An 18,304-nucleotide genomic window follows, 5' to 3' on the forward strand; every position below is an offset into this window, starting at 1 on the left:
GAAGATTCCTGTCAGGCGACTCGGAGGTGGAGCCGGGGTTGCACTAGCGTCGTGCCATGGACGAGACCCCACGGGAAGAAATCGGCGACCGGGCCACGTCGGTCGAGGACTTCTCGGACGAGCAGGCCGGCTACCACAAGAGCCTCAAGCCGCGTCAGCTGCAGATGATCGCGATCGGCGGGGCCATCGGCACGGGCCTGTTCCTCGGGGCCGGCGGCCGCCTCCACGAGGCCGGCCCGCTCCTGGTCGTGGACTACGCGGTCTGCGGCTTCTTCGCCTTCCTCATCCTCCGTGCGCTCGGCGAGCTGGTGCTGCACCGGCCCTCCTCGGGCTCCTTCGTGTCGTACGCGCGGGAGTTCTACGGCGAGAAGGCCGCCTACGTCTCGGGCTGGCTCTACTTCCTCAACTGGGCGATGACGGCGATCGTCGACTCCACGGCGGTCGCGGTCTACGTGCAGTACTGGAGCCTGTTCACGAGCGTGCCCCAGTGGCTCCTCGCCCTCATCGCGCTCGCCATCGTGCTCGGGGCGAACATGATCTCGGTGAAGGTCTTCGGCGAGATGGAGTTCTGGTTCGCGCTGATCAAGGTGGCCGCGCTGGTCGCCTTCCTCCTGATCGGTGTGATCTTCCTGGCCTTCGCCTTCCCGACCGACGTCGGGGTGACGGGCATCCCGATGATCGTCGCCGAGGGCGGCCTGTTCCCGGACGGCATCAACACGCTGGTCGTCGCGATCGTGATGATCCAGGGCGTGGTCTTCGCCTACGCCGGCGTCGAGCTGGTCGGCACCGCCGCGGGCGAGACCGCGAACCCCGAGAAGATCATGCCCCGCGCCATCAACAGCGTGGTCTTCCGGATCGCCGTCTTCTACTGCGGCTCGGTGCTGCTGCTCGCGCTGCTCCTGCCGGCCTCGAGCTACTCGGCCACCGAGAGCCCGTTCGTGACCTTCTTCTCGCACATCGGCAACCCGACCGTCGCCGCGATCGCGGGGTCGGCGATGAACTTCGTCGTGCTGACCGCGGCGCTGTCGAGCCTGAACGCCGGGCTGTACTCGACCGGGCGCATCCTGCACTCGATGTCGGCGAGCGGCGCCGCACCGCGCTTCACCGGCCGGATGAACAAGCGCGGCGTGCCCTTCGGCGGCATCCTGCTCACCGCCGCCGTGGCCCTGCTGGGCGTCGGCCTCAACTTCGTGGTGCCGGCGCAGGCCTTCGAGATCGTGCTCAACGTCTCGGCGCTCGGCATCGTCGCCAGCTGGGGCACGATCGTGCTCTGCCAGATGAAGTTCAAGAAGCTGGCCGACAAGGGGCTGTACGTGCGCCCGAAGTTCCGGCTGTTCGGGGCGCCGTTCACCTCGTACCTGACGCTCGCGTTCCTGGTCGCCGTGCTGGTGCTGATGGCCTTCGACTATCCGGCGGGCACCTTCACGGTGGCGTCGCTGGTGATCATCATCCCGTTGCTGATCGTCGGATGGTTCGTCTACCGCGACCGCATCCTGGCCATCGCCGCCGCCCGCTCGGGCTACACGGGCTCGTACCCCACGATCGCGAACCGCGGCTCGATCCCCGGCGACGAGGGCCCCGCCGACTAGCCCCCAGCCGACTAGCCCCCCGCCGACTGGCGGGGCTGGGCGTGGTCGCGCCAGGAGTGGCGCGGGCTGTACCAGAGCATCCGCCTGGCCTTGTCGATGCCGAGCAGCGTCTCGGTGCCCTCGACCTCGCGCCGGAACGGCACGGCCGGGAAGTATCTCGCGGCCAGCTCGGCCGAGGGGGTCGACATCACCGTGTCGGCGGCGGCGATGATGAAGGCCTCGAAGCCGGTGAGCGTGCTCTCCAGCGCCAGGCGCACCGCCTGGGCGCCGTCGCGGGCGTCGATGTAGCCCCAGGCGTTCCACGAGCGGCTGGCGGGGTCGGCCTCGAAGGCGGGGAAGGCGGCGTAGTCGGCCTCGTCCATCACGTTCGAGAAGCGCAACCCGATCAGCTTGAGGTCGGGGTTCCAGCGCATGAAGTGCCGGGCCATCTCCTCCTCGACGGCCTTGCCGAGCGAGTACGTGGTCGACGGGCGCACCGGGTACTCCTCGTCGACCGGGAAGGACGGCGGCGGGTTCGAACCGAACGGCAGGCCGAGCACGGTCTCGCTCGAGGCCCAGACGATGTTGTCAATGCCGGCGGCCTGGGCGGCGGCGAAGACGTTGTAGCTGCTCGGCACGTTGTTCGCGAAGGTCTGGGCGTTCGTGGTGAGCCCGGGGGCCGGGATGGCCGCCAGGTGCACGAGGCCGTCGATGCCGTCGTAGCGGTCGTCGACCGCGGTGAGGGCCTGCACGACCTGGCCGTAGTCGGAGAGGTCGACGCGCACGAAGATGGCTTCCGGGCGGGCTCCCGCATCCGTCTGCAGCGACGGCTGCGAGGTCGAGGCGAACGGTGACGCGGGGGCGGGAGCGCGGTCGAGGTTCACGACCTCGTAGCCCTGGTCGAGCAGATGGGCGACGACGGCGCGGCCGAGTTTGCCACTGCCACCGGTCACGGCGATACGGGTCATGATGGGCGCTCCTCCTGGATGCGGTTCACCTTCCACCCTAGGCTGACCGCATGACCATCGTCGCCGCAGTCTTCGCCGGGCTGGCCGCCCTCGTCCACGTCTACATCTTCGTGCTGGAGAGCGTGCGCTGGCGGCAGCCCGCGACCTGGAAGATCTTCGGCCTCGGCTCGCAGGCCGACGCCGACACCACCGCGCCGCTGGCCTACAACCAGGGGTTCTACAACCTGTTCCTCGCCATCGGGGCCGTGATCGGGATCGTGCTGCTGTTCACGCCGGCCGCGATGGCCGGCTACGCGCTCGTCTTCCTCAGCACCGGTTCGATGCTCGCGGCGGCGCTCGTGCTGGTCAGCACCGGGCGCGACCGCATCCGCACGGCGGCCATCCAGGGCACCTTCCCCCTGCTGGCGGTCGTGTTCTCGCTCATCTCGCTCGCCGTCTGAGCCGGCAGGCCGTCAGCGCGGCGCGGCGGCCGCGAGCTCCTCGGCAGCCCGCTGCTCCCGGCGGTCGCGGAACCGCTCCCGCGTCCCCTCGACCAGGTTGTAGAGCACCGGCAGCACGATCAGCGTCAGCACGGTCGACGAGACCAGCCCGCCGATCACGATGATCGCGAGCGGCTGCGAAATGAACCCGCCGTGCCCGGTGAGCCCCACCGCCATCGGCAGCAGCGCGAAGATCGTCGCCAGCGCCGTCATCAGGATCGGCCGGAGCCGGCGTGACGCGCCCTCGATCAGCGCCTCGCGCACGTGCAGCCCCTTCGCCCGGTACTGGTTCACCAGGTCGACGAGCACGATCGCGTTCGTCACCACGATGCCGATCAGCATCAGCACGCCGATGATCGACGGCACCCCGAGCGGGATGCCCGAGATCACCTGCAGCGCGATGGCGCCGGTCGCGGCGAACGGGATGGAGACCAGCAGCAGGATCGGCTGCAGCAGGCTCTTGAAGGTCGCCACCATGACGACGTAGACGATCAGGATGGCGATCAGCAGCGCGATCCCCAGCTGCGAGAACGCGTCCGACTGGTCGGTGACCACACCGCCCACGGAGGCGTCGGCACCGGCCGGCAGCTGCACGTCGGCGAGCGCCTTCGACACCTCCGAGCTCGCGGTGCCGAGATCCTCGGAGTTGGGCGTGACCGAGACGGTCGCCGTGCGCACGCCCTTGACGGTGGTGATCGCGTTCGGGCCGTCGGTGACCGCGACCGAGGCGATGGTGTCCAGCCGCACCGGGCCGGCCGCGGTCGGGATCTGCAGCGCCGCGAGGTCGGCCTCCGTGGTGGGCGGGTTCTGGGCGGCGACGTAGATCGTGTAGTTCTTGTCGTCGATCACGATCGAGCCGACCGTCGTGGGCTGCATGGCCTGCGACACGATCGAGCCGACGGCGATCTCGCTGAGTCCGACGGCGGCCGCCTTGTCGCGGTCGACCGCGACCTGCACGTACGGCCGGGAGTCGCTGAGGTTGCTCGAGGCCTGCTTGACGGCGCTGAGGCCCTGCATGGTGCTGAGCACCGCATCCGCCGCCGTCTTGAGGTCGGTCTGGTTGCCGGCCGTCACGTCGATCGAGATGTCGCTGGACCCGCCGAAGCCGGAGCCGGAGCCGATCGAGATCTCGCCGGCGTCGGGGAGCGCTTCGAGGGTCGTGCGCACGGTGTCCTGCAGCGCATCCTGATCGACGTTCTCGTCGGTGGTGATGTTGTAGGTGATGGCGCCGTCACCGCCGCCGACGAAGGCGTCGCGGAGGGCGCTGCCGCTGGAGCCGATGGTCAGCTGCACGGTCTGCACCCCGGAGACGCCCTCGAGCGCGGACTCGACCTGGGTGGCCGCCTGGGACTGCGCCTCCAGGCTCGCCCCGACCGGCACGGTCTGCGTCACCGTGAAGGTGTTCTGGCCGCTGGAGCCGAGGAAGTTGGTCTTCATCAGGGCCGTCAGCGGGATGGTGCCACCGAGCACGATGACCGCGAGCACGATCGTGACCACGGAGTGCTTGAGGGTCCAGCCGATGATGGGCAGGTAGCGGCGCTGGAGGGCGGTCGGCGGCTCGTCGTCGAGGTCGGCCCGGTGGCTCGACGCGCGGGCGCGGCGACTCGGGGCGGGGTCGGCGACGACCACGGCGATCGCCTGATCCTCGGTGAGTGTCTCGGTGGCGGTCGAGGAGGCCGGGAGCGCGTGCTCGTGGAGGGGTGCGGAGCCCGGTGTCGCAGCAGCGGGCGTCGCCGAGGCCGGCGTGGTCGTCGCATCCGCCCCCGGCGCCCCGTGCGCCTTCGCCGTCTTCGGCTTCGGGGGGCGCACGAACCAGTAGGCGAGCACGGGCACGATCGTGAGCGCCACCAGCAGCGAGGCGAGCAGCGCGATGGTGACGGTGAGGGCGAACGGCCGGAACAGCTCGCCCGTCGTGTCGCCCACGAACGCCAGCGGGAGGAAGACCGCGACCGTGGTGATGGTCGACGCGGTGATCGCGCCCGCGACCTCGCGCACGGCCTCGACGATCAGGGCGGCCCGGGCGGCGCCGGCCTCCTTGGGAGTCAGGGTCGCGCCGGTCAGCTGCGAGAGGTGTCTCTTGATGTTCTCGATCACGACGATCGAGTCGTCGACCACGCGCCCGATCGCGATCGTCAGGGCGCCGAGCGTGATGATGTTGAGCGTGTAGTTCGCGGCCTGCAGCCCGATGAAGGTGATCAGCACCGAGGTCGGGATCGAGATCGCGGTGACCAGGGTCGACCGGATCGACAGCAGGAACACGAAGACGACGAGCACCGCGAAGAACAGGCCCAGCAGACCCTCGGTCGCCAGCGACTCGATCGACTGCTGGATGAACGGGGCCTGGTCGAACACGACCGTGAAGGTCGCGCCCGGCAGCGCGCTCTGCAGCTGCGGCAGCAGGTCGCGCACCGAGTTCGAGACCTCGACGGTGTTGGCGGCGGGGAGCTTGGTGATCGAGATCGTCAGGGCATCCTGCCCGTTGACGCGCGAGATCGAGGTGGTCGGGTCGTCGGTCAGCTGCACGGTCGCGACCTCGCCGAGGGTCACGGGGGTGCCGTCGGCCTGCCGAGCCGGCAGCGGCAGGCCCTGCAGGTCGGCGATCGAGCCGAGCTTCTGCCCGGCCTGCACCGCGTAGCTCTGGCCGCCCTCGGTGAGGGTGCCGGCCGGGATGAGCTGACCGCTCGCCTTGACGACGTCGCTGATCGAGGAGGCGCTGAGACCGGCCGTGGCCAGCGACGCCGGGTTCGGGGTGATCGTGACCCGCTGGCCGATCTGGCCGAGCACCTGGGCGGCGCGCACGCCGTCGACGGCCTCGAGGTCGGGCACGGCCCCGGTCGTGAGCTGCTGGGCGAGCGACTTGGTGTCCTGCGAGGAGTCGGAGACCGCGATCGAGATGATCGGCAGGTCGTTCAGGCTGCCGCTCAGCACCTGCGGATCGAGATCGGCCGGAAGGGTCGACTTGATGCGGCTGATCGCCTGCGAGATCTTCTGCTCGGCGGTGGCGAGGTTCGTGCCGTAGCTGAACGTGGCCGAGATGATCGAGAGGTTCGTGCTCGAGGTTGCGCTCGTGGTGTCGATGCCCTCGACGCCCTGGATCGCCGCCTCGATCGGGGTCGAGACGTCGTCGTTCACCACCTCGGGGCTGGCACCGGGGTAGGTGGTCAGCACCGCGAGCTGCGGGAACTCGATCGACGGGATCAGCTCCTGCTTGAGGCTGGTGAGCGCGAGCCCGCCGAAGACGGCGACCACGATCGTGACGAGCGCGATCAGCGCCCGGTTCTTCATGCTCAGAACGGCGAGGAAATGCACGTGGTGGTCTCTCTGTGCGCCAGAAGTGTCTAGGAGCCTTAACTATCGCACCCCGCGCGCCGATCGATTCGCGGTGGGCCTCCGAAGAGGGGGTATGTATTGTGACGGAATGGGTACCGTGCTGGTGACGGGTGGGGCCGGCTTCATCGGGAGCGCGGTCCTCGAACGGGCGCTCGCGCTCGGTCGTCCGGTGCGGGTGATCGACTCGTTCCGGAGCGACGTGCATCCTGACGCCGACCTCGACGCCCTCGTCGGCGCCGACCCGCGCGTCGAGGTGATCCGCGGCGACATCCGTGACCTCGACATCGTCCGCGCCTCCCTCGAGGGCGTCGACGTGGTGTGCCATCAGGCCGGCAAGGTCGGCCTCGGCGTCGACTTCTCCGACGCGCCCGACTACGTCTCGTCGAACGACCTCGGCACCGCGGTGCTGCTTCGCGCGATGGCCGACCGGGGCGTGCATCGGTTCGTCTACGCCTCCTCGATGGTCGTCTACGGCGAGGGCCGCTACCGCGACGCCGGTGGCCACGACGTGCGGCCCGCTCCGCGCCGCGTCGAGGATCTCGAGGGCGGCCGGTTCGAACCGATCGACCCCGCCACCGGGTCGCCGCTGGAGCCCGCGCTCATCGCCGAGGACTCGGCCCTCGACCCCCGCAACGTCTACGCGACCTCGAAGCTCGCGATGGAGTACCTCGCGGCCTCCTGGGCACGGGCGATCGGCGGGCGCGCCGTGGGCCTGCGCTACCACAACGTCTACGGCCCCGGGATGCCGCAGAACACGCCTTATGCGGGCGTGGCCTCGCTGTTCCGCTCCGCGCTCGAACGGGGAGAGGCCCCGCGGGTCTTCGAAGACGGCGGGCAGCGCCGCGACTTCGTGCACGTGCGCGACGTCGCCGCCGCCAACCTCGCCGCGATCGACTGGACCGAGGATGCCCCGGCCGGGCGCACCCGCGTCTTCAACGTGGGGTCGGGCGTCGTGCACACCATCGGCGACATGGCCGAGGCGCTCAGCCGCGCCTTCGGCGGGCCGGCACCGATCGTGACGGGCGAGTTCCGCCTCGGCGACGTACGCCACATCACCGCGTCCTCGGCGCGCATCCGCGACGAGCTCGGCTGGCAGGCCGAGGTCGACTTCGAGAGCGGGATGCGCGAGTTCGCGTCGGCGCCGCTCCGCGCGGCGGCGGGCGCATCCGGATCGGCGACCGCGGCGGTGGGCAGCCGATGACCACCGCCCCGGCCCGCGTCGACGTGATCCTGCCCTGCCTCGACGAGGCCGGCGCCCTGCCCTGGGTGCTCGGCCGCCTGCCCGAGGGCTACCGCGCGATCGTCGTCGACAACGGGTCGACTGACGACTCGGCCGCCGTCGCCCTCGCCCGCGGCGCCACCGTCGTCACCGAACCCCGGCGCGGCTTCGGCTCGGCCGCGCACGCCGGGCTGCTCGCGGCCACCGCGCCGATCGTGGCGTTCTGCGACGCCGACGCCTCGATGGATCCCGCCGACCTCGTCGAGCTGGTCGCGCTGGTCGAGAGCGGGCGGGCCGGCCTCGCGCTCGGCCGCCGCCGCCCGACCGACCGGGGCGCGTGGCCCTGGCACGCGCGGTTGGCCAACCGGGCGCTGGCCCTGCTGATCCGGCTGCGCTCCGGCATCCGGCTGCACGACCTGGGCCCGCTCCGCGCCGCGCGGCGCGAGGATCTCCTCGCGCTCGACCTGCGCGACCGCCGCAGCGGCTACCCGCTCGAGATGGCGCTCGGGATCTCGAAGGCCGGTCTCCCGATCGTGGAGCGCGACATCCCGTACAGCCCCCGGGTCGGCCGCTCGAAGGTCACGGGCACGATCCGCGGCACGATCTCGGCCGTCACCGACATGTCCCGCCTGCTCCGCGACCACCGCGACGGCCCGGGCCGGCAGAGCGACCCGGCAGACCCGGCCGACCCGGTCAGCCCGGCCGGCAAGACCGACCCGGCCGACCGCGCGCGGGCCGCGCCATCCTGAACGCCGGCTGGGTGAAGCATCCGATCACCACCCCGCGCCGAATCACTTGTGCCCGCCGCCGCATCACCGGCACCGGGGGTCACAGCAGGCCACACCGCCTCCAGCGAACAAGGGACAGCACATGCTCACCATCGTCGTCATCGCCAAGGAATGCCTTCCCGGTCGGGTGAAGACGCGGCTGCACCCGCCGCTGAGCTACGAGGAGGCCGCCGAGGTCGCCTCCGCCAGCCTCTCCGACACCCTCCAGGTGGTCCGCGACCTCCCGGTCAGCCGCCGGGTGCTCGCCTTCGACGGCGAGAACGTGCCGGCTGAGGCCGAGGGCTTCACGGTGCTGCCCCAGATCGGCGGCTCGCTCGACCAGCGCCTGGGCGCGATCTTCGACTCCGTCTCCGGCCCGACCCTGCTGATCGGCATGGACACCCCGCAGGTCTCGCGACGACTTCTGGAGGACGCCCTCACGGGCTGGACCCCGGACATCGACGCCTTCCTCGGCTTCGCCTCCGACGGCGGCTTCTGGGCGCTCGGGATGCGCGACCCGAACGGGGAGCACATCCGCGGCGTGCCGATGTCGCAGGACGACACGGGCCGCGTGCAGCTCGGCCGCCTGCGCGGCGCCGGGATGACCGTGCACCTCCTGCCCGAGATCAACGACATCGACACCATCGACGACGCCATCGAGGTCGCCGAGCTCGTCCCGCACGGCCGCTTCGGCCGCACCTTCGCCCCCCTCGCCGCGCGGCTCGAACTCGAACGCGCGCGGTCCTAGGCCGGGTCGGGGGCCCGGGATGCAGCGCTTGCTGTCCGATCTCAGACGGGTCGTCAGCGCGCCCGCACGCACGCCGCGGAGCGCGGTGGTGCTCGGGCGCCTGCTCGCGATCGCGTTCCTCGTCTGCTTCGGCACCGGGCTGTACAGTCACTTCCTGCAGGAGCCGCTGCCGTGGATGCGGTTCCCGACCCAGCCCGCGCAGCTCTACCAGGTCACCCAGGGCCTGCACATCACGGCCGGAATCGCCTGCTTCCCGCTGCTGCTCGGCAAGCTGTACGCCGTCTTCCCGGAGCTGTTCCAGACCCCGCCGCTGCGGGGCGTCGTGCACCTGCTCGAGCGCGCGTCGATCGCGGTCTTCGTGGCGGCCTCGCTGGTGCAGATCACGATCGGGCTCCTCAACACCTACCAGTGGTATCCGTGGCCCTTCGGGTTCCGCGAGGTGCACTTCGCGCTCTCCTTCGTGCTGATCGGGTCGCTCGCCATCCACATCGGCGTGAAGCTGCCGATCATCACGCGGTACTGGACGAAGAACCGCGCCCGGCTGGCGGAACGAGCGGATGCGGCCGAGGGCCCGGATACCGACGATGCCACCGACCCCGCACCCCGCACCACCCGCCCGGCCCGCGGCCTGACCGGCCGCCTCTTCCGCTGGATCGACGGCACCCCCGCCGTCGCCGAACCGGGGGTCGACCGCCGCGGCTTCTTCGCCCTGGTCGGCATCGCGACCGCGGCCGTGGTCGGGCTCACGGCCGGCCAGTCGTTCGCCTTCCTCTCCCCCGTCAACGCCTTCGCCCCGCGCGCCAAGAACATCGGGCCGCAGGGAGTGCCGATCAACCGCACCGCCGCCGCGGCACAGGTCACGGCCGCCGACGTCGGCCCCTCCTGGCTGCTCTCCGTCGCGAACGGCGACCGGATGCTCGCCCTCACCCGCGACCAGCTGCTCGCGATGCCGCAGAGCGAGGTCGACCTGCCCATCTCCTGCGTGGAGGGCTGGAGCCAGATGGCGCACTGGAAGGGTGTGCGCATCCGGGATCTCGTCGCCGCCGTCGGCGGCTCCGCAGACTCCGCCCTCACGGTGACCAGCCTCGAGAAGGAGGGCGGCTACCGGGTGATGCAGATGGGACCGGAATACGCCTCTGACCCCACGACCCTCGTCGCCCTCGAGCTCAACGGCGAGACCCTCGACATCGATCACGGCTACCCGGCCCGGATCATCGCCCCCGGCCGCCCCGGCGTGCTGCAGACGAAGTGGCTGACCCGCCTGGAGGTGTCGTGATGCGTGCGACGAGAGGGATCCTGATCGGGATCGGCGTGCTGGGCCTCGCGCTCGGCGCGGCAGTGCTCCTGCTGAAGCAGGATCCGATGCAGATCGTCGGGGTCGGGCTCTGGATGATCGCGGCGATCGTGCTGCACGACGGCATCCTCTCGCCCCTGGTCGTGCTGGTCGCCCTGCTCGCGAGACGGGCGGGGCGCCGCATCCCGTACGCCGTGCTGGTGATCGTGCAGGTCGGCGTCGGGCTCGGCGTGATCCTCAGCCTGCTGGTGGTGCCCGAGATCTACGCCAAGACCCTCGGGGTCGCGAACCCGACCGTGCTGCCCTTCGACTACGGCCTGCGGCTGGCCGTCGCGTGGCTCGCGATCGCGGTGCTGACCGCGCTGGCCTGCCTCCTGTACCTGTCCCGATCCCGGCGGGCGCGCCTCTCGCCCCGGTCGTGACGCGCGCGAGACCATCGGGCGTGCGCATCCTCCTCGCCGCCCTGGCTCTCGCGGCCCTCACCGCGGTGACCGGGCTCGGGGTGGTGTCGGTGGGGTTCTACGATCCCCGCGACACGGGCGGGGCGCTCTGGTGGGCGATCGCAGGCTGGGCGCTGTTCGCGGTCGCCGTGTGGCTGCTCCGCGGGGTCGGGCGGCGCGCGGCCGTGGTGCTGATCGTGACGGGGGCCGTGGCGCTCGGTGCCGCGGCGATGATCGGGCCGCCGACGACCAGCACCGACTCGGCCCGCTACGCCTGGGACGGGATCGTGCAGGTCGACGGGCACTCGCCCTACGACCACGTGCCGCGCGACCAGACCTATCAGGAGCTGCGACCGGCCTGGCTGTTCCCAGATGCGGTCGCCGACGCGGGCGGGCACCCCCGCTGCCTCTCCAACGGCGAGCGGATCACCCGCACCCTGAACGTCCCGGACTTCACGGTGCTCTGCACCGCGATCAACCGGCCCACCGTCCCGACGATCTACCCGCCGACCGCGGAGCTCTACTTCGCCGGCGTGCGAGCCCTCGTGCCGCCCGAGGCCCCCTACTGGCCGTTCCAGGCGGCGGGCGCCCTGGCCTCCCTCGCGGTGACGATCACCCTGCTCGTCGCGCTGCGCCGGCGCGGGCTCGATCCGCGCTGGGCCGCCCTGTGGGCCTGGTGCCCCTTCGTGCTCTCGGAGGCGGTGACGAACTCCCACGTCGACGTGATCGGCGCGCTGCTCGTGCTCGCCGCCACCCTGCTCGTCGCCGGCGGCCGGCGCCTGCTCGGCGGCGTGGCCCTGGGTGCGGCGATCGGGGTCAAGCTCATCCCGGTCATCGCGGCGCCCGCACTGCTGAAGAAGCAGCCGTGGAAGGTCGCCCTCGGCGCGGTGCTGACCTTCGGCCTGCTCTATCTGCCCTACGTGCTGCAGAGCGGGCTGGACGTGATCGGCTATCTGCCCGGCTATCTCTCGGAGGAGGGCTACGACGACGGCACCCGGTTCGCGCTGCTCTCTCTCGTCGCGCCCGGCCCCGCATCCGTCGTGCTCGCCGCCGTCGCCCTGCTGGTGCTGGCGCTCGTGGTCTACCGCCGCACCGACCCGGCGTCACCCTGGCTCGGCCAGCTCGTGATGATCGGCGGGGTGATGCTCGTCGTCACGCCGCACTACTCCTGGTACGCGCTGCTGCTGGTTCCGTTCGTCGCGATGACGGGGCGCTGGGAGTGGCTCGGGATCCCGCTGGCGCTGAGCGTGGGCCTGCTGATCCCCGAGCTGTGGGTGGCGCGGCTGACCCTGGGCGCGGCCCTCGCGATCGTGCTGGTGATCAGCGCCCTGCGGCGCCGGGACGCCCGAGGAGGCCCCTGGCGGCTCCCGTCGAACCTGAGTGTCAGCTGAGCGAAACGGTCTGTTCCGATCTGGTCGGCGGAGGGTGACGAACTCCATGTGCCTGGCAATCACATCACCGACATTCGAGAACATTAAGGATTCGAACAATGCGTAGTATCACGAAAGCAACCATCGGAATCGTCACCGCCGGCCTCCTCGCCTTCGGACTCGGCGCCTGCTCGTCGAACAGCAGCAGCACCGACACCTCGGCCGGCTCGAGCCCCTCGGCCATGGCCACCCCCAAGCCGGTCGCCTCGATCCCGTCGCTCTCGGGCGTCGACACGCAGGTCGCCGTCGACAAGGGCTTCCTCGACGCACTCACCTCGCTCGGCCTCACCCCCGGCGTGGTCGGCACCGCGACGCTGACCGACGGCGTCCTGGCCTTCCCGATCACCGGCGGCAACGTCGACTACTACGACCCCAACGAGTCGTACCGCCCCTACGTGCAGGGCACCATCGAGCACGAGGGTTCCGGCCTCTCGCTCAGCGCCGGCGGCACCACCGTCGAGCTGACCAACTTCACCATCGACCCGGGCACCTCGGAGCTCTACGGTGACGTCGCGGCCAACGGTTCGCCCGTCGTCTCGCAGGCCAAGCTCTTCGACCTGGACGGCTCGACCCTGAAGCCGCTGCAGACCGAGGGTGACACCGCCATCCTCCAGGGCACGACCGTGCACGTGTCGGCCGACGCCGCCGACCTGCTGAACAAGACGTTCAACACCACGGCCGTCAAGGAAGGCCTGCTGGTCGGAGTCGCCAAGATCACGGTCAACACCAAGTAGCACCGGTGCCGCGTGAGCGGCACCCCACGGATTCCCACGGTCCAGACCCCGTCGGGAAATCGGGCCCGTCGCCTCGCGCGGCGGGCCCTTTCCGTGCGCCCGGGAGTTCTCCGCCTCAGGATCTCGGGGCCGCGGAACCCCTCCGGCCCGTTCGGCCTCAGAGCCGCAGGGCCTCCGCGAGCGCGAGCAGCACGCGCGACGAGCGCTCGGCGGTCGAGGACGTGTTGTCGACGTGGTCGACCGGGGCGGTGACGCTCGCGAGATCGGAGATGCCCCGCACCGAGGCGAACGGCACCCCGAGCGAGTAGCAGACCTGCGCGATGGCGGAGGACTCCATGTCGACGGCCGCGACCCGGGGGAACTCGGTGCGGGCGATCGCGGCCCGATCGGCCGTGACGAAGGAGTAGCTCGAGGCGATCAACCCCTGCCGCACCTGCCAGCCGCTGCCCACCGGCGGGGAGGCGAGATCGGTCGCGGCGAGCATCCGCGGGTCGGTCGGGTAGCTCTCCGGCATCCCGGGCACCTGGCCGAGCCGGTAGCCGAAGACCCGCGCGTCGGCGTCGATGTTGATGAACTCGCTGCCCACCACGACGTCGCCCACGTCGACCCCGGCGCCCAGCCCTCCCGCGGTGCCGGCCGAGAAGACGACGGGCACCGCATCCGGATGCGCCTCGCGCGCCCACAGGATCGCCGCGGTCGCCGCCGAGGCCGCGTTCACGAAGCCGATGCCGGTCTGCACCAGCCGGATCGGCAGGCCGTCGATCTCGATCGAGCGCACCACCGAGGCGCCGACCGTCTCGGGCTCGCCCGCGGTCTCGGCGCGGCGGAGGAAGGGCTCGGCCTCCTCGGCCATCGCGACCAGCACGATCACGGTGCGGGTGGGCTCGGCCGAGGCGGCGGAGGGCTCGGCGGAGGCTGCGGGGGTGGGGGTCGTGTCGCTCATCACGCCCATCCTCCCACCCGCCGGCCCGGCAGGCCGCCGGGCGCGAGTTGCCGCGCGGACGGGGATCACGGAGACTGGGGTCACCGGATCGCGGTCGAATTTCCGCGCCGGCTGAGGAGTCCACACCCATGACCGAACCGACCGAGGCGCGCGTCGGCCTCTACATCGACTTCGACAACATCGTCATCTCGCGCTACCAGCAGCTGCACGGGCGCAATGCCTTCCAGCGCGACGGCATCCGCGACTTCGACCGGTCGAGCCCCGGCGCCGACCCCGAGATCGCGGCCCGGCTGGCCGCCGCGACGGTCGATTTCAACGCGATCATCGACTTCGCCGCATCCTTCGGCACGATGGTCGTCAACCGCGCCTACGCCGACTGGTCGGTGCCGGTGAACGCCAGCTACCAGCGCCAGCTCATGTCGCGCGCCGTCGACCTGACCCAGCTGTTCACCACGACCACCCGCGGCACCAAGAACGGCGCCGACATCCGCCTCGCGGTCGACGTGGTCGAAGACCTGTTCCGCCTTCCCGACCTCACCCACGTGATCATCGTCGCCGGCGACTCGGACTACATCGCGCTCGCGCAGAAGTCGAAGCGGCTCGGCCGCTTCGTCGTCGGCATCGGCGTCGCCGGCTCGACCAGCACCTCGCTCGCCGCCGCCTGCGACGAGTTCGAGGACTACGACTCGCTGCCGGGCATCGAGAAGATCCAGCTGCCGACGGCCGCGACCTCCTCGGCCACCGCCACGGCCGAGAAGCGCGCCTCGGGCCGCCGGGCCGCGAAGGCCGCCGCCGACACGGCCGGCACCGGTGGAGCGGGCGGCGCGGGCGGCTCCTCGGCCGGCACCGGCGGGTCGACCGGCTCGGGCGCTTCGGGCTCCGGGCGCGGTCGGGCTGCTGCGGCGGATGCGGGCGCCACCGACGGCGACGGCACGGACGGCGTGGGTACCGAGGGCGACGGCACGAAGAAGGCGCCCACGCGGTCGCGCCGGGTCTCGACCACACCGATGTTCTCGCACACCGACGACACGGTCTTCGACGAGCCGGAGCCCGAGGACATCGACCCGCAGACCGTCGCGACCGAGCTGCTCGTGCGCGCCCTGCAGATCGGCCACGCCAAGGGCGACGCCGACGAGTGGCTCAACACGGGGACCGTGAAGAACCAGATGCGCCGGATGGACCCGTCGTTCAACGAGAAGCCGCTGGGCTACCGCTCGTTCACCGACTTCCTGTCGTCGCGCGCCGAACTGGCCGAGCTGGAGGAGGAGGGGCCGCAGCGCCTGATCCGCCTGCGCCCGGGGGCGGCGGTCCCCCGCCGCTGACCGGCGTGGGCGCCCGGCGGCGCGGTCGGCGGGCGGCGCCGACCGGCGCTTCTGGGCGCGCACTCCTGGCGCTCCTGGCCCCGCGCTCCCGGCCGCGCACTCCTGGCCTCGTGCTCCTGGGCTCGGATTCGCGTTTCGACGCGCAAGGTTAGGTGAGGCTAGGCTAACCACATGCGCCGCTCGACCGTTCTCCGTTCGCGGCGCGCGCTCATCCTGGTCGCCCTGCTGGGCGCCCTGGCCGTCATCGCCCTCGCCAGCCTGATGCTCGGCAGCAACCTGATCAGCCCGGGCGCCGTGTTCACGGGCCTGTTCGACCCGGCCCGCGACGAGGGGGCCGTGGTCTGGGGCTCCCGGGTGCCGCGCACCGTGCTCGGCCTGCTGGTCGGCTGCTGCCTGGGCATCGCGGGCGCCGTGATGCAGGGCCAGACCCGCAATCCGCTCGCCGATCCCGGGATCTTCGGCGTCTCGGCCGGAGCCACCCTCGCCGTCGTGATCGGCGTCTACGTGCTCGGCACCAGCTCGGTGCTGACCACCCTCTGGCTCGCGCTGGCCGGCGCGACGATCGCGAGCATCCTCGTCTTCACGGTCGCCGCGCTCGGGCGCGGTCTCTCGAGCCCGGTGCCGCTGGCGATCGCGGGCACCGCGGTGTCGGCTCTCCTGGTGGCGTTGACCTCCTACCTCGTGCTCGCCGACGAGACGACGCTGGCCGCCTACCGCATCTGGGTGGTCGGCTCGCTCTCCGGCCGCACGCTCGCCGGTGCGGATGCGGCCCTCCTCTTCGCCGGGGCCGGCCTGGTGTTCGCCTTCGCCAACGTGCGCTCGCTCGACAACCTCGCGCTCGGCACGGAGCTCGCCCACGGCCTCGGCGAGAACCTGCTCCGCGCCCGGATCGTCGGGCTCGCCGCGATCACCCTGCTGACGGCGGCGGCCGTCTCGCTCACCGGCCCGATCGGCTTCGTCGGCCTCACCGCCCCCCACATCGCCCGCGGGCTCGTCGGGGGTCGGCACGCCTGGCTGCTGCCCGCCTCGGGCCTCGTCGGCGCCGGGGTGCTGCTCGTCTGCGACATCATCGGGCGCCTGATCGGCGGCACCGCCGAGGTGCCGGTCGGCGTCGTGCTCACGGTCGTCGGCGGCATCGCGTTCATCGCGATCGTGCGACGCGGCAGGATGGCGGCGCTGTGAGGCGGCGCGTCGTGCTCAGCACCGTCTGCTGCCTGGTGGCCGCCCTGGTGCTCGCCGTGCTGGGCATCCTGGCCGGCTCGTCGTCGCTGACCGTGCCCGACGTGCTGCGCACCCTGGTGGGGGCGGGCACGCCCGGCCAGGAGCTGATCGTGCTCGAGCTGCGGCTGCCGCGGGTGATCGGCGGCCTCGCCGTCGGCGCGGCCCTCGGGCTCGCCGGCGCCCTGACCCAGACCTTCGCCCGCAACCCGCTCGCCACCCCCGACATCCTCGGGGTGACCTCGGGGGCCGCCCTCGGCGCGGTCTCGGCGATCGTGCTCGCGGGCGGCAGCTACTCGGTCGGCGCAGGGCTCCTCACCCTGGGGCTCCCGGCCGTGGCCACGATCGGGGCGCTGGTCACCGCCGGCATCGTCTACGGTCTCGCCTGGCGCGGCGGGGTCGACAGCTACCGACTCATCCTGATCGGCATCGGCGCCACCGCGGCCCTCGGCGGCATAACGAGCTACCTGATCTCGCGGGCGCAGATCACCGAGGCAGCGGCCGCCGCGCAGTGGCTGGTCGGCAGCCTGTCGGGCATCTCCTGGGCGAGCGTGTGGCCCGTGGTGGTCGTGCTGGTCGTCGTCACCCCCGTCGCGCTGCTGCAGTCGCGGGCCCTGGAGATCAGCCAGCTCGGCGACGACATCTCGACCGGGCTCGGGGTCGCGGTGCAGCGCCACCGGCTGATCGTGATCGTCTGCGCCGTCGTGCTCACGGCGGCCGCGGTGTCGGCCAGCGGGCCGATCGAGTTCGTGGCCTTCGTCGCACCGCAGATCGTGCGCCGCCTGGCACACACCGGCCGGCCGCCGCTGATCGCGTCGGCCTTCATGGGCGCGGTCATCGTCGTCGGCGCGGATGCGCTCGCGCGCGGGGTGCTGCCCGGCGAGGTACCCGTCGGCATCCTCACCGCGATCATCGGCGCCCCCTACCTGATCTGGCTGCTCACCCGACGCAAGGAACGGGAGTACACCTCATGACCGCATCCACCGCATCCGGCCCCGTCTCTCCAGCCCTCCGCGCGCGCGGAGTCACCCTGGCCTACGAGAAGACCGTGATCTTCGAGGGGCTCGACCTCGAGATCGAACAGGGCCGGGTCACCACCCTGATCGGGGCGAACGGCAGCGGCAAGTCGACGCTGCTCAAGGCCTTCGGCCGGCTCCTGGCACCCGACGCCGGCACGGTCGAGCTGAACGGCCGCCCGGTGGCCTCGCTGCCCACGCGGGAGGTCGCGCGACAGCTCGCGATCCTGCCCCAGAAGCCGCTGACGCCCTCGGCGACGACCGTGCGCGACCTGGTCTCGCGCGGGCGCCACCCGCACCAGAGTCTCCTGCGACCGTGGACCCCGGCCGACGCGGCGGTGATCGACGAGGCGCTCGCGGCGACGGGGCTGACCGAGCTGGGCGACCGCGAGGCGGGTTCGCTCTCGGGCGGTCAGCTGCAGCGGGCCTGGATCGCCCTGGTGATGGCCCAGCAGACCCCGATCATCCTGCTCGACGAGCCGACGACCTTCCTCGACCTCAGCCACCAGCTCGACGTGCTGGGCCTGGTGCGCTCGATCAACCGCGCGCGCGCCGCCACGGTCGTCATGGTCCTGCACGACCTCACCCTCGCGGGCCGCTACTCCGACCGGCTCGTCGTCGTGGGCGGCGGCCGGGTGATCGCCGACGGCACGCCGTGGGAGGTGCTCACCCCGGCGGTGCTGCGGGAGGCCTTCGCCCTGGAGGCCCTCGTCATCCCCGACCCGAGCACGGGCACCCCGCTGATCGTGCCGATCGACCCCGAGGCGGCCTCGACGAGCCCGGCCTCGATCTCGACTCGCGCGGCGAGTTAGGTTCGGCTAACCTAAC

At 71.7% G+C, this 18,304-nt stretch carries 16 protein-coding genes; 13 read left to right on the plus strand and 3 right to left on the minus strand.

Annotation, left to right across the window (positions count from 1 at the left end):
• Positions 1–56: 56 nt before the first annotated feature.
• Positions 57–1,589, plus strand: a complete 1,533-nt coding sequence (locus tag AC59HU_RS05890; protein WP_497222420.1) for an amino acid permease — start codon at positions 57–59, stop codon at positions 1,587–1,589.
• Between the two features lie 11 nt (positions 1,590–1,600).
• Here the strand turns inward: AC59HU_RS05890 and AC59HU_RS05895 are convergent, their stop codons facing one another.
• On the minus strand, positions 1,601–2,536 hold the full coding sequence (locus AC59HU_RS05895; RefSeq protein WP_497222421.1) for an NAD-dependent epimerase/dehydratase family protein: 936 nt from the start codon (positions 2,534–2,536) through the stop codon (positions 1,601–1,603).
• A gap of 50 nt (positions 2,537–2,586) precedes the next feature.
• Between AC59HU_RS05895 and AC59HU_RS05900 the strand changes: the two genes are divergently transcribed.
• Complete coding sequence (locus AC59HU_RS05900; RefSeq protein WP_497222422.1) at positions 2,587–2,976, plus strand: DUF1304 domain-containing protein; 390 nt, start codon at positions 2,587–2,589, stop codon at positions 2,974–2,976.
• 12 nt (positions 2,977–2,988) lie between these two features.
• Here the strand turns inward: AC59HU_RS05900 and AC59HU_RS05905 are convergent, their stop codons facing one another.
• Complete coding sequence (locus AC59HU_RS05905) at positions 2,989–6,324, minus strand: efflux RND transporter permease subunit (protein ID WP_497222423.1); 3,336 nt, start codon at positions 6,322–6,324, stop codon at positions 2,989–2,991.
• A 109-nt stretch (positions 6,325–6,433) separates the two neighbouring features.
• On the opposite strand from AC59HU_RS05905, the gene AC59HU_RS05910 reads away from it, so the two are divergent.
• From AC59HU_RS05910 to AC59HU_RS05940, 7 genes are all read left to right on the plus strand, one after another.
• Positions 6,434–7,546 carry an NAD-dependent epimerase/dehydratase family protein gene (locus AC59HU_RS05910; RefSeq protein WP_497222424.1) on the plus strand — a complete coding sequence of 371 codons (1,113 nt, stop codon included), beginning with the start codon at positions 6,434–6,436 and terminating at the stop codon, positions 7,544–7,546.
• Entirely contained in the window at positions 7,543–8,313 is a 771-nt protein-coding gene (locus AC59HU_RS05915; protein ID WP_497222425.1) for a glycosyltransferase family 2 protein, read from the plus strand. The genes AC59HU_RS05910 and AC59HU_RS05915 overlap by 4 nt, the downstream gene beginning before the upstream one ends.
• A gap of 121 nt (positions 8,314–8,434) precedes the next feature.
• Positions 8,435–9,079, plus strand: coding sequence for a TIGR04282 family arsenosugar biosynthesis glycosyltransferase (locus AC59HU_RS05920; RefSeq protein ID WP_497222426.1), 645 nt, complete (start codon positions 8,435–8,437; stop codon positions 9,077–9,079).
• Between the two features lie 19 nt (positions 9,080–9,098).
• The gene (locus AC59HU_RS05925; protein WP_497222427.1) at positions 9,099–10,355 is read left to right on the plus strand and encodes a molybdopterin-dependent oxidoreductase; all 1,257 of its coding nucleotides are present in this window, start codon (positions 9,099–9,101) and stop codon (positions 10,353–10,355) included.
• Positions 10,355–10,795 (plus strand): hypothetical protein, encoded by a 441-nt coding sequence (locus AC59HU_RS05930; protein WP_497222428.1) that lies wholly within the window; start codon positions 10,355–10,357, stop codon positions 10,793–10,795. Before AC59HU_RS05925 ends, AC59HU_RS05930 begins: the two co-directional genes overlap by 1 nt.
• Before the next feature lie 20 nt (positions 10,796–10,815).
• Positions 10,816–12,204: a glycosyltransferase family 87 protein gene (locus AC59HU_RS05935; protein ID WP_497222429.1), complete on the plus strand. Its 1,389-nt coding sequence runs from the start codon at positions 10,816–10,818 to the stop codon at positions 12,202–12,204.
• A gap of 98 nt (positions 12,205–12,302) precedes the next feature.
• Positions 12,303–12,977, plus strand: coding sequence for a hypothetical protein (locus AC59HU_RS05940; RefSeq protein ID WP_497222430.1), 675 nt, complete (start codon positions 12,303–12,305; stop codon positions 12,975–12,977).
• A gap of 157 nt (positions 12,978–13,134) precedes the next feature.
• Here AC59HU_RS05940 and mtnN read toward each other — a convergent pair whose 3' ends face one another.
• The gene (mtnN, locus tag AC59HU_RS05945; RefSeq protein WP_497222431.1) at positions 13,135–13,920 is read right to left on the minus strand and encodes a 5'-methylthioadenosine/S-adenosylhomocysteine nucleosidase; all 786 of its coding nucleotides are present in this window, start codon (positions 13,918–13,920) and stop codon (positions 13,135–13,137) included.
• A 128-nt stretch (positions 13,921–14,048) separates the two neighbouring features.
• On the opposite strand from mtnN, the gene AC59HU_RS05950 reads away from it, so the two are divergent.
• The 4 genes from AC59HU_RS05950 to AC59HU_RS05965 all read left to right on the plus strand — a co-directional run bounded on the left by AC59HU_RS05950 (position 14,049) and on the right by AC59HU_RS05965 (position 18,288).
• The gene (locus tag AC59HU_RS05950) at positions 14,049–15,242 is read left to right on the plus strand and encodes an NYN domain-containing protein (protein WP_497222432.1); all 1,194 of its coding nucleotides are present in this window, start codon (positions 14,049–14,051) and stop codon (positions 15,240–15,242) included.
• Between the two features lie 171 nt (positions 15,243–15,413).
• Positions 15,414–16,424, plus strand: a complete 1,011-nt coding sequence (locus tag AC59HU_RS05955; RefSeq protein ID WP_497222433.1) for a FecCD family ABC transporter permease — start codon at positions 15,414–15,416, stop codon at positions 16,422–16,424.
• Positions 16,421–17,434, plus strand: coding sequence for a FecCD family ABC transporter permease (locus AC59HU_RS05960; RefSeq protein WP_497222434.1), 1,014 nt, complete (start codon positions 16,421–16,423; stop codon positions 17,432–17,434). The genes AC59HU_RS05955 and AC59HU_RS05960 overlap by 4 nt, the downstream gene beginning before the upstream one ends.
• The gene (locus AC59HU_RS05965; protein ID WP_497222435.1) at positions 17,431–18,288 is read left to right on the plus strand and encodes an ABC transporter ATP-binding protein; all 858 of its coding nucleotides are present in this window, start codon (positions 17,431–17,433) and stop codon (positions 18,286–18,288) included. Before AC59HU_RS05960 ends, AC59HU_RS05965 begins: the two co-directional genes overlap by 4 nt.
• Positions 18,289–18,304 lie beyond the last annotated feature (16 nt).

This window comes from Herbiconiux sp. 320_LB (assembly GCF_059691755.1).